General features: G+C 42.6%; 12 protein-coding genes. All 12 read left to right on the top strand.

Annotated elements, in window-relative coordinates:
• Window positions 1-12: 12 nt before the first annotated feature.
• The 12 genes from flgG to DBZ36_RS04000 all read left to right on the top strand — a co-directional run bounded on the left by flgG (window position 13) and on the right by DBZ36_RS04000 (window position 12,045).
• On the top strand, window positions 13-801 hold the full coding sequence (gene flgG, locus DBZ36_RS03945; protein WP_120353632.1) for a flagellar basal-body rod protein FlgG: 789 nt from the start codon (window positions 13-15) through the stop codon (window positions 799-801).
• Between the two features lie 23 nt (window positions 802-824).
• On the top strand, window positions 825-1,505 hold the full coding sequence (gene flgH / locus DBZ36_RS03950) for a flagellar basal body L-ring protein FlgH (RefSeq protein WP_120353633.1): 681 nt from the start codon (window positions 825-827) through the stop codon (window positions 1,503-1,505).
• 28 nt (window positions 1,506-1,533) lie between these two features.
• Window positions 1,534-2,631, top strand: a complete 1,098-nt coding sequence (locus DBZ36_RS03955; protein WP_120353634.1) for a flagellar basal body P-ring protein FlgI — start codon at window positions 1,534-1,536, stop codon at window positions 2,629-2,631.
• Between the two features lie 9 nt (window positions 2,632-2,640).
• On the top strand, window positions 2,641-3,729 hold the full coding sequence (gene flgJ / locus DBZ36_RS03960) for a flagellar assembly peptidoglycan hydrolase FlgJ (RefSeq protein ID WP_120353635.1): 1,089 nt from the start codon (window positions 2,641-2,643) through the stop codon (window positions 3,727-3,729).
• 3 nt (window positions 3,730-3,732) lie between these two features.
• Window positions 3,733-5,733, top strand: coding sequence for a flagellar hook-associated protein FlgK (gene flgK / locus DBZ36_RS03965; protein ID WP_120353636.1), 2,001 nt, complete (start codon window positions 3,733-3,735; stop codon window positions 5,731-5,733).
• A 6-nt stretch (window positions 5,734-5,739) separates the two neighbouring features.
• On the top strand, window positions 5,740-6,936 hold the full coding sequence (flgL, locus tag DBZ36_RS03970) for a flagellar hook-associated protein FlgL (protein ID WP_120353637.1): 1,197 nt from the start codon (window positions 5,740-5,742) through the stop codon (window positions 6,934-6,936).
• 231 nt (window positions 6,937-7,167) lie between these two features.
• Window positions 7,168-7,986 carry a flagellin N-terminal helical domain-containing protein gene (locus tag DBZ36_RS03975; protein ID WP_120353638.1) on the top strand — a complete coding sequence of 273 codons (819 nt, stop codon included), beginning with the start codon at window positions 7,168-7,170 and terminating at the stop codon, window positions 7,984-7,986.
• A 540-nt stretch (window positions 7,987-8,526) separates the two neighbouring features.
• On the top strand, window positions 8,527-9,342 hold the full coding sequence (locus DBZ36_RS03980; RefSeq protein ID WP_120353639.1) for a flagellin N-terminal helical domain-containing protein: 816 nt from the start codon (window positions 8,527-8,529) through the stop codon (window positions 9,340-9,342).
• A 76-nt stretch (window positions 9,343-9,418) separates the two neighbouring features.
• Window positions 9,419-9,853, top strand: coding sequence for a flagellar protein FlaG (locus DBZ36_RS03985; RefSeq protein ID WP_120353640.1), 435 nt, complete (start codon window positions 9,419-9,421; stop codon window positions 9,851-9,853).
• A 19-nt stretch (window positions 9,854-9,872) separates the two neighbouring features.
• Window positions 9,873-11,300, top strand: a complete 1,428-nt coding sequence (gene fliD, locus DBZ36_RS03990) for a flagellar filament capping protein FliD (protein WP_120353641.1) — start codon at window positions 9,873-9,875, stop codon at window positions 11,298-11,300.
• An 18-nt stretch (window positions 11,301-11,318) separates the two neighbouring features.
• Window positions 11,319-11,726: a flagellar export chaperone FliS gene (gene fliS, locus DBZ36_RS03995; protein WP_120353642.1), complete on the top strand. Its 408-nt coding sequence runs from the start codon at window positions 11,319-11,321 to the stop codon at window positions 11,724-11,726.
• Entirely contained in the window at window positions 11,713-12,045 is a 333-nt protein-coding gene (locus tag DBZ36_RS04000) for a hypothetical protein (protein ID WP_120353643.1), read from the top strand. Before fliS ends, DBZ36_RS04000 begins: the two co-directional genes overlap by 14 nt.
• The last annotated feature ends 11 nt before the right edge of the window (window positions 12,046-12,056 follow it).

Genomic DNA, 12,056 nt, shown 5'->3' on the forward strand with positions numbered 1-12,056 from the left:
AAGGAATAGCACATGCACCCAGCACTATGGATTAGTAAAACCGGCTTAGATGCCCAGCAAACCAATGTATCGGTTATTTCCAATAATTTGGCGAACGCAAGTACTATCGGTTTCAAAAAATCTCGCGCGGTGTTTGAGGACTTGTTGTATCAAACAGTTAACCAGCCTGGGGGGCAGTCCTCTGCAGATACGCGTCTACCAACTGGTTTAATGTTAGGTGCAGGTGCCAAGGTTGTGGCAACTCAAAAACACCATACTCAAGGAAACGTTCAAACTACCGACAATTCATTTGACATGATGATTAGTGGTCGCGGATTTTTTGAAATTCAATTACCAGATGGAACCTCTGCCTACACTCGCAATGGTCAATTCGCGATGGATGACGAAGGTACCTTAGTGACCTCAGGCGTCGGGTATCGTCTGCAACCCGAAATACAAATCCCACAAGATGCGGAAAGTTTTACCGTCGGTGTCGATGGTGAAGTCAGTGTACGTATTGCTGGTGAGGTGGATAACCAAGTCATTGGCCAAATTACTTTAGTTGATTTTGTTAACCCCGCAGGTTTAGAGCCGCGAGGTGAGAATCTATTTTTGGAGACTGGCTCTAGTGGCGCACCGCAAGAAGGGGTCGCTGCACAGGATGGTTTTGGAGCGCTACATCAAGGTTCGCTTGAAACATCAAACGTTAATGTGACTGAAGAACTGGTAAATCTAATTGAAGCGCAACGAATCTATGAAATGAACTCTAAAGTAATTTCATCGGTTGACCAAATGCTAAGTTTCGTCACGCAACAGCTATAAAGAAAAAGTGTAGGAGTGTAATTATGATTCGGTTAATGATGACGAGTGTTCTAAGTTTAGCGTTAGCGGCATGTTCTAGCCCTAACTACTCGGTGGTTCCTGATGATCCTGCATTTGCACCGGTCTATCCTGAAGTTGTGCCGCAACAAGCTGAGGTTACCGGCTCCTTATTTACCAAAAATTATGCGAATAATTTGTACTCAGACCAAAAAGCGCATCGCGTTGGCGACATCATTGTCGTGAACCTTGATGAGAGTACTCAAGCCAAAAAATCGGCGACCAATGAAAATGCAAAGAACAACAAGTTTCAAGTGGACAGCTTCAGTGTACCTACAGGAACACCCATAGTTGGAGGTATTGATTTAGCCGGAACGTCTTTTGGACAAACACGTTCATTTAATGGCGAAGCCGATGCTGCTCAAAGTAACAGTTTAGCTGGAAACATTTCTGTAAACGTTATTGAAGTACTGGCAAATGGCAACCTGATTATATCCGGTGAAAAATGGCTAATGCTTAACAACGGCAATGAATATATACGACTAACGGGGATTATACGTCCGCAAGATGTTGATCCCGATAACTCAATTACATCGCAGCGGGTTGCCAACGCTAGAATTAACTACGGTGGAACTGGTGATTTTGCTAACTCCACTGAATCTGGATGGGCAACTAAATTCTTCAATGGTCCAATCTGGCCTTTCTAGAACACAGATAAAAGTAAAGGGATAGGACATGAGACATTTAATCGCAATTACCTTGGTATCAAGCTTGTTGTTCAGCGTGACCAGCCAAGCTGCTCGTATTAAAGACGTTGCTGACGTTGCTGGGGTACGTAGTAACCAACTGGTGGGCTATGGTCTTGTTGTCGGTCTGCCGGGTACAGGTGAAAAAAATAGTAAATTCGCCGAACAAAGTTTTGCCACCTTACTGCGTAACTTTGGTATTACTGTGCCGTCCGGTACTAGCTTGAAAATCAAAAACGTTGCACCGGTTGCTGTTCATGCAGAACTTCCAGCTTTCTCAAAACCTGGGCAGCTGATAGATATCACCGTCTCTGCTATTGGTGAAGCAAAAAGCCTTCGCGGTGGAAGCCTTGTACAAACGTTTCTAAAAGGGGCTGACGGAGAAGTCTATGCTTTGGCGCAAGGTAGTTTAGTGGTTGGGGGTTTTGGAGCGGAAGGTGCAGATGGCTCAAAAGTTATCTCTAATACACCAACCGTTGGTCGTATCCCAAATGGCGCAATTGTTGAGCGCTCTATCCCTTCTCCATTTAACAGTGGTGACAAGATTACTTTCAATTTGAAGCGCGGTGATTTTTCTTCAGCGAATCGTTTGGCCGAAACCATTAACGGCTTAGTTGGACCCAATACTGCAACCGCAATTGACGCTAGTTCAGTTGAAGTTTATGCACCTCGTGATCCTGGGCAACGGGTTGCTTATTTAGCGACTTTAGAAAACTTAGAGTTCGAACCGGCATCAGAGGCTGGTCGGATTATTGTGAATTCTCGTACCGGAACGATTGTTATTGGCAAAGATGTACGTCTTCTTGCAGCGGCGATTACGCATGGTGGCTTAACGGTTAAAATTTCAGAAACACCATTGATTTCTCAACCCAATCCATTTTCGGATGGTGAGACAGTTGAAACCACCGTGAGCGATATCGAAGTGACCCAAGAAGACAGCCGTATGTTCAATTTTGATCCCGGCGCCTCTCTAGATGAATTAGTTCGCGCAGTGAACCGAGCTGGTGTGGCACCTGGAGACCTTATTTCTATCCTTGAAGCGCTCAAGCAAGTTGGCGCTATTCAAGGTGATCTGATGATTATTTAGAGCATCGCTATGGATAAGCTAGGCACCAACATACTCAACAACAGTCAAAATGATAGTGTTTTTGACCTACAAAGCTTAGACAAGCTACGTAGTGCAGCGCAGAAAGATCCTACAGCTGCTTTGCAACAAGTTGCGAGCCAATTTGAAGCTATGTTTATGCAAATGTTGATGAAGCAAATGCGTCAAGGGATCGAGGCATTTGAGTCAGACTCGCCGATGAACAATCAACGGGTAAAACAATATACTCAAATGTATGATCAGCAAATGTCTTCTGACTTATCCAGCAGTGGGGCACTAGGGCTTGCAGACGTAATTGTTGCGCAGTTGGATCCCAGTCGTCAGGGGGATCAAAATGGGGCAAGCTTACGTCAATCAGCCAATTTACCTCCAATTCCTCTAGAAAAAACGTTCAATTTACTTGAGCAAAGTACTCTTGGCACAAATCCTGCTCTATCGTTACCTATATCGACAAATACAGAAAAATCTTTAACGTTAAATGGTGAACTTGCTAGCAAAGTACCTACGATTAATGAAACGAATGCTTTTGTAGCGCCAGCAAGACCCTCTACAGAGGAAACCGCGAAAGGGCAAACAATTATTAAACGGCAAAATTTTGCCTCACCTAAAGAGTTTGTTGAGATGTTGTATCCGGTTGCAGAAAAACTTGCTAAACAAAGTGGTGTCTCACCTCTTGCGATTATAGCGCAAGCTGCTTTAGAAACCGGTTGGGGCAAAAAAGTTATCGCAAATAAAGATGGAAGCAGTAGCCATAACTTATTTGGGATTAAAGCTGATTCAAGATGGAAAGGGGACAGTTCAGTGGTCAATACATTGGAATATAGACAAGGTGTTGCAGCGCAAGAAAAAGCCGCTTTTCGTTCTTATGAATCGCTAGAAGAAAGTGTATCTGACTATTTGAAGTTTATACAAGGACCGCGCTATACACGCGCCCGAGAAGTCTCTGCTGACGGTGCAAAATACGCGATTGAATTGCAACGCGCAGGTTATGCAACCGACCCCAATTATGCGAACAAGATAATCTCGATTATGAACAGTAAGCATTTAGCTCAGCATCGAGAGCAAGCAGGGGAGCTTTAAGCTATGGCTTCAAATTCTTTACTCAGTATTGGAACCTCTGGCGTTATAGCCCATCAGCGAATGCTGATGACAACGGGTAACAATATTTCGAATATCAATACCCCTGGGTACTCGCTACAACGCACTTTCTTTCAGTCAGATGTTTTAGGTGGAGTACGCGACGGGAATACCCAACGGGTTGTAAATAGCTTTTATCAAGCGCAAGTATGGCGTGATACTTCAGGCTTCAACAATAAAAATGCGTATCTAGAGAGCATTAGTAATCTCGATTACATTGTTAGTGATGACTCCCTGTCACTTAGTAACCAGTTCGATAGCATGTACGCAGGCCTGCACGCGATGGCTGATGATCCCAGGGCTCTCTCAACTCGCGAGTTGTCGTTATCTGGCTTTAGTACCATGCAACAGCGCTATGCAAATTTAAACGATCAATATCGAATTCAAAGTGATGCCAACAACAATGATCTTAAAGGGAAAGTACAAGAATCAAATGATTTGATTCGAGAAATTTCTGATCTCAATAAGCAAATAAAGGCTTATGCCGAGAACCCTGTCGATGGTGGCGTGGCAATATTACAAGACAAACGTGACGAAGCGACTCGTAAACTTTCCGAGCTCGTAGAAGTTAACGTTATTGGTAATGAGGATGGTACCAGCTTAGTATTCTTGAAATCTGGACAATCCTTAGTTTTAGAACAAGACTATGCCACTTTATCCATGGAAGATGGCGACCCTGACAAGACCAAACTGGACTTTCATATTAGCGTTGCTGGCACTTCACGCAAAGTTCCATTTGAAAACGTCGGTGGTGCTATTGCAGGCCTGATGGAATATCGAGCCGAAGTCATAGAAGTCAGTCGAAACCAACTTGGTCAGCTAGCGATCGCAATGGCGGATGCCTTTAATACGCAAAATGCTTTAGGTATGGACCTCAATGGCGACATTGGTGGGGACATATTTGAGCTTCCAAGTTTTGATGGCAAAGCATTTAGTACGAACCCTTCGACCGGTCAAATTTCGGGTAGCTTTGTTGCTGGAGAAGGCAGTGACGTATTGCCTTATGATTATCGTATACAGTTTACTAGCGCTAACACCATTGAAGTACAGCGTTATCAAGGTGAAACACCTATAGGAACTCCTGAGTTACACGACTTTACCGCACCTGTGCCCCCAAGTACTGCAACAGAGTTTTTTATTGATGGCTTAGAGTTCGATATGTCAGGAGGCCCGTTTGCTGCAACCGACAAGTTTTTGATTCAGCCGACGCGCGATGCATCAGCAGCATTGCAAATGGCAATGACACAACCCGAAAAATTGGCGTTAGCAGCACCAGTTAGAGCTGAGCGCGATATTAACAACCGTGGGAATGCATCTGTAACGATTGATGATGTTTATAGTACGCAGGCAGGTGGGTCGGCGTTTATTCCACCAGGTTCTTATGATATTAACTACCCATCAAGCGTAGAGATTAACGCTGCGGGTGACTACGAAATCTATGACGGAAATACCCCTGCAGTTCTTTTAGGTACCGCGCCGGCTAATAGCAATGGACAAAATTTATTTGCCAGTGCTGGCATCACACCTGATCCAGGCTATGACATTAATATTAACGGTGATGTTCAGGAAGCGGATACTTTTAGTTTGGGTTACAACACAGATGGTTACGCTGACAACTTTAACGCCTTAAAAATGGTTGACCTGCAACAAGCAGATACTGTTCGTAAAAGTATTGCCTCAACGGGTGATAATAAAATGACAATGAACGAAGCCTACGCAAGTTTGGTCAGTTTCGTGGGTGGAAAAACAAGCACTGCTCGTGCAGATGTTGCTGCAAACGATGCATTATTAACTCAAAGCCTCAATCGGCATTACTCGGTATCTGGGGTAAATATGGATGAAGAAGCTTCCAACTTAATCCGTTTTGAGCAAGCTTATGCAGCATCTTCGCAAATTATTGCTGCAGCAAAAACAACGTTCGATACGTTACTTAGTTCAATAAGGTAAGCAATTATGCGCGTTTCAAATAACATGCTTTATCAAACATCGCTTAGGGGTGTACTCAAGTCGCAACAGGAACTAGAGGTATACAACAAGCAATTGGTCTCAGGGAAAAAACTGCTTACTGCGGCTGATGGTCCTGCAGATATGAGTAAAGCTATGTTTCTGAGCACAGAGATTTCGCTTAATGAGCAATATAGAAAAAACGTATCGCTTTTAGAAAGTGGCTTGAACTTCGAAGAGTCGGTATTACAGGGCGTAATGACCTCTATGCAACGAGCTCGTGTTCTAGGAATACAATCTGGGGACGGTATCAATGGGATGCCTGAGCGAGAATCATTAGCAGATGAACTCGAACAAATCAGAGAAGAATTACTAGATTCTATGAATTCGAAGGATGCTAATGGTGAATATATTTTTTCCGGTCACCAAAGCTCCATACAAAGCTTCGCATTTGATGGACAAAAATATAGCTTTCAAGGTGATCTAGGAACTAGCCAATTAAAAGCTTCTTCTTCTATATATATTCAAAGTAATGATTCAGGTGGCGAAGTTTTTGAGAATGTAAACAAAAGATATGGAACAAGTGGAGATGTAAACCTTACTTCAAGGGTTAATGATCAAACAGGATTCGATACTTTCCATCAAAACAATTACGATCCTATTACTGCGGCCAATAATACTTATAATGTGGCTATTACAACTGGCCCGCCGGATACTTATACCGTAACTAACTCATCGCCGGGGTTTATACCCATTACTGGGCCCTATACCGCGGGAGAACCTATAGCATTTAATGGATTATCTATAGATATGAATGGTAGTGCTACCGGTAGTTTTGACTTAGAAGTACCTAGTAAATCCAATGTTCTTAATGTTATTAACGATTATATAAGCGTCTTAAGAGACCCCGCTGCTATTGGCGATCCCTTTGAAGAGGCACAGGCAGATTTCATTGTAGGAATTGACAATAGCATGAGCAAAGTCAATCTCACTATGGGCTCGCTTGGTGCTAGGGGTAACTCTTTAGACCGCGTAGTTGACGCATCTCTTGCAATGGATGAAGTGAATCAAGGGTCACGCGCAGCGATAGCTGAGGTTGATTTTGCCGAGGCTGTTACGAATTTACAAAAGGCGGAGTTGGCACTTAATACCTCGTACTCAAGCTATAGTCGTATTAGTCAGTTATCACTGTTTAATTATTTGTAAAAAATTCTAAAGTTATTTATCTACTATCCGATACAGGGGTGTCTCAAATGAGGCACCTTTTTTTATATATAAAGGCGTACATTATAAATCTAATAGTATTAAAGTTTTAAAAAAACTATTAAAGATTTTTGAATAGAAGCCGTTATAAGTATTAAGCCAGGCGATAAAATAATAACTGGCAACAAATAAAACCAGTAAATGGTTAAGTAAAAATCGATAGGAGATACAATCATGGGTTTATATGTTAACACTAATGTTTCGTCGCTGAATGCACAACGTCAACTATTTAATTCAAGCAACGGACTAGATACCGCTTTCCAACGTTTATCATCTGGTTTTCGAATCAATGGAGCAAAAGATGATGCTGCTGGCTTGCAAATTTCAAACCGAATGACTTCACAGATTCAAGGTTTGGACCGCGCAGTAATGAATGCTCAAGACGGTATATCATTGGCTCAAACTGCTGAAGGCGCGATGGACGAAGTTACAAACATGCTTCAACGTATGCGTACTCTTGCCATTCAATCGCAAGACGGTATCAACAACTCAGATGACCGTTTAGCTCTACAAGCTGAAGTTAGTCAACTTAAGGCTGAGATCAGTCGAGTAGGAACTACGACTAAGTTTGGTACGACAGTATTGTTGGATGGGCAGTATAGTGAGAAATTTTTAGTCGGTGCAAATGCTGGCGAAAACATTTCGGTAGCAATCACCACAACAGTTACGCAAGCAGGTTTGGGTATAGCCGGTTTAGCAGTGACAAGTCCAGGGACTGCTAGTGCAGCAATGGCGTCTATTGACTCTGCGCTTAAATCAATTGATGCTGAACGTGCCCAGCTTGGTGCGGTTCAAAATCGATTCCAATCTACAATCCGTAACTTGTCAAACATCTCTGAGAATGTCACAGCTTCACGTTCTCGTATTAAAGATACAGACTTTGCGAAGGAAACTGCTGAACTAACTAAGCAACAGATTTTGCAACAGACTTCGACGACTATTTTGGCTCAAGCGAACCAACGTCCTCAGGCTGCACTATCTCTCCTAGGTTAATTTTAAACAAAGAAAAGGACGGTGGGGTTCAGACCACCGTCCTCAGACTGCAGTTGCGACACATACTCTTAGGAGGCTCATTTCCATAAAATCGTGCGCAAAAGTTTCGCTCTACATCTCCTATCAACTTGAGCGTTGGCCAGCAAGTTACTTTGACTTCGCTGGCCTTTTTTGCAGTGGTTCAGACTGCGATATAGATAAAGCAAACTGTGTGCCAATATTAAAAACAGTTTTTTGACAGCTATATAGTTATTTTAGTTCCGTTTTCCCTAATGTGCTTGGAATTTGTAATTCTTAAAGTTCATTTGCAGGGCAAAAATTGCCGCCTGGCATTGTTTTTTCTTAAACGGCAAAAAAATTCCGCTTTTTTTCTAAAGTATCATTTCCCCCTGCCGTTATAGATTTTGAAACAATAAAAACTCTTCAAAATCGCTTGTCTTGGTGGAGGTTCAGTCCCCAAGAGGTTCACAAACGGACTTGAAGGATCTGTCTACTCGAATAGTTCAATCGTTGTAGATTAACTCTTAGGAGGCTCAAATTATGGCTTTAGTAGTAAATACTAACGTATCTTCATTGAACGCTCAGCGTCAATTGTACAATTCAGGCAATGGACTAGACACTGCATTCCAACGTCTAAGTTCTGGCTTCCGTATCAACTCAGCAAAAGATGATGCGGCCGGCTTGCAAATTTCTAACCGAATGACTTCTCAAATCCAGGGTCTTGATCGCGCTGTTATGAATGCACAGGATGGTATCTCTGTTGCTCAAACAGCTGAAGGCGCGATGGATGAAGTTACGAACATGCTACAGCGTATGCGTGTTCTTGCTGTTCAATCACAAGATGGTGTGAACAACACAGATGACCGTGTAGCCCTTCAAGCAGAAGTAAGTCAGCTGAAACAAGAGATTAGTCGTGTTGGTACAACAACTAATTTTGGTGGCACTGACCTACTTAAAGGCGATTACAGCGCAAACTTCCTAGTTGGTGCAAATGCCGGTGAGAACATTCTACTTAAAATCGGCCAAACGATTTCGCAAGCTGGTCTTGGTATTACAGCTACCTCTGTAGGTACTGCAGCAGCAGCTTCGTTAGCAATGACAAAAATTGATAGCGCGCTTAAAGCCGTAGATAAAGAACGAGCTAGCCTTGGTGCGGTTCAAAACCGATTCCAATCTACGATTCGTAACCTATCTAATATTTCAGAGAACGTATCTGGTGCTCGTTCTCGAATTAAAGATACGGATTTTGCGAAAGAAACTGCAGAGCTAACTAAGCAGCAGATCCTTCAGCAAACCAGTACTTCAATTTTGGCGCAAGCAAATCAAAGACCACAAGCTGCGCTATCATTGATCTAAGCTTTTTTGGCTTGATGAGAGTATAATAGCCACGCTGATGTAGTTAGCTGTGGCTTTTTTGCTTAGGAGAATAGCGATGGACACAAGTATTTCATCAATAGGTAGTACAGATGTCTCAAGGGACATCTTGCGCGATAGTCAGAAAACGAATGCAGAGATTGATCCGCTAACTAAGACTTCAAAGGCAAGCGAAGCCGTAGAAAAAACTGAGGCAACGCAAACGGCCGAAGTTGACCTTAAGAAGACGGAAGAACTAAAAGAGATTTCTCGAGAAGCAATCGAAGATATAGCTGATAGTGTTAACACGGTAATGGAAACGTTAGATCGTGATATACGATTTGTTATTGACGATAAAGACGGTGAATATTTCACATCTATAGTTGATAAAAACACCAAGGAATTGATTCGTGAGATTCCCAACCAAGAAGTCCGCGACTTGGCAGAGAAATTGCAAAATTATAATGCAGCTATCAATGAAGTGAGTGGACTTTTTGTCGACAAGCTTATTTAGTTAGATTGGAGTCAGAGTTATGACGGGTATTACAGCAGCAGGTATCGGAAGCGGACTAGACTTAGAGGCATTGATTACGGTCACTCTTGATGCTCAGCGCGTCCCACAAGAAGCACGTTTGCAAACTAAACGTGATTCACTTGATGTGACACTTTCGGCCGTAGGCGCGATAAAGTCGGCGATGAGTGCTTTTTTAGATCAACTCGAAAAAGCAAAGACTAGCTCTACGTTTTTACCTCGAATGGCTCTGGTCGATGGTACGGTTGCAACCGATTCCTCAACCGAGACAACGACAAGTTCTTCTCCGTATACAGTGTCGTTGTCCGATGATGCTGCTAATGGTTCCTACGATATCTCAGTTCTTAGTTTGGCCAAAGGTAGTCGTTCTTCAACTCAAACTAGTTATGCTGATAGCAACGCTATTGTTATTGATAGTGCCGGTGAATTAACATTTACCACCGGTAGTGGTGCTGGAGCAGAAAGCTTTACAGTAGAAACCACCGCTGGAATGACTTTAAAACAATTGCGAGAAGCGGTAAATGATGCAACTGGAAATTCTGATGTATCACTGAACTTAATTAATACAGGTAGTGGTACTCAACTTGTTATTGATTCTGCTCGAACCGGGATAGATGAATTTGGTAATCCGAATAACTTAACTATCACAAATAGCGGCGGCGCAGATGCTAGCCTTGATGCACTAATTGCTAATATTGCAACGACCGATGATGCAAGCAACGCTGTAATTACCGTCAATGGTATTGAAGCTCAGAGCGATACGAACAACTTTGGTGATGTGATTTCTGGGGTATCATTAACTGTCAATAGTTTGACTGCTGCAGAAACCAGCATGCAAGTTAAATCTGATGATGATGCTGCGATTGCTAATGTGAAAGCATTTGTGGACGCGTACAACAAAGTTATTAGTGAAATTGATAAATACAGTAAACCTGACACTGTGCTTGAAGGTGAAGATACCGAGCGTAAAGAACTGAGCGGGGATTCGATGTTCCGTTCGATGAAATATACCTTGGGTGGGATGACGACTAAGGGTTATACGGACCCGAATGACCCAAGCCGTATCACAACCTTTTATGCTTTGGGCATAGAAATGGACAACGATGGTGTACTCAGTTTAGATTCTACAAAATTAACCAAAGCTATTGATGGCGATTTTTCTAGAATTGGCGAGATTTTTGCAGGTGAGGGAGGGGTCGCGGATACCTTTACTGGCTTTGTAGAAGCCTACGAAAAATCTGGAGGAGTTCTTGCTTCCAGAGAGGATACCACACGATCTCAGTTGCGTGACTTAGATCACGCAGATTTGGCACTTACAGAACGCATGGCAGAGCATGAAAAAACATTGCGTGCAAAATATACCGCATTTGATGTAACAATGGGTTCCCTAAACAGCCAAATGTCCTACATCATGGGTCAACTTGGTTAAAATAATATTGAGTCAAATATGTATAAAAACGGAATAAATCAATACCGCCAAGTCGGGATCAAGGATCAATTAGCAACAGCTGATCCGCACCGTGTCACACAAATTCTGATGCAGACAGCGCTCGAAAACCTTGCCACGGCAAAAGGATTTCTAGAGCGAGGTGATATAAGTAGCAAAGGTAAACCTTTAGCAAAAGCCACTACGATCATTACGTCGCTAAGGGACACCTTAGATTTCGAGAAAGGTGGTGACATTGCGAGTAACCTCAATGACCTATATGTTTTTATTCTTGCTCGTCTTTCTGAAGCATCCATTACTAACGATGCAGCAATAGTAACGGAAGTCATTGAGTTAATGCTTCCAATTAAATCTGCTTGGGATCAAATTCCAGAATCCGCGAAAGAGGAAGCGTATGCTCAGCGATAGTGCTGACCTAGATAAAGTTACTAGAATTGCTAGTGCAGAGAAAATACTATCTGAAATTAGCCAACTATTAGAAGTAGATGCCCCAGATTTGGAGCATCTAAATGCATTACTATTAAGTCATTTTACAATAATCGAAGAACTTTTCGAAACACACAATCCTGCCTCAGACGAACATTTTGCCTCTCTAATGCGCGACCATTCTGCTAAGCTTGCAGTTGTATTAGAGCATTGTGCCGAACAACATCACTTATTAGGACAAAAACTGGGCTCACTTAATCGTGGCCGGAAAGTACTTAATAAATACAATCAAAACGCATAAAAATAGCCTTA

This window comes from Alginatibacterium sediminis (genome assembly GCF_003610775.1).
Lineage (GTDB): Bacteria > Pseudomonadota > Gammaproteobacteria > Enterobacterales > Celerinatantimonadaceae > Alginatibacterium > Alginatibacterium sediminis.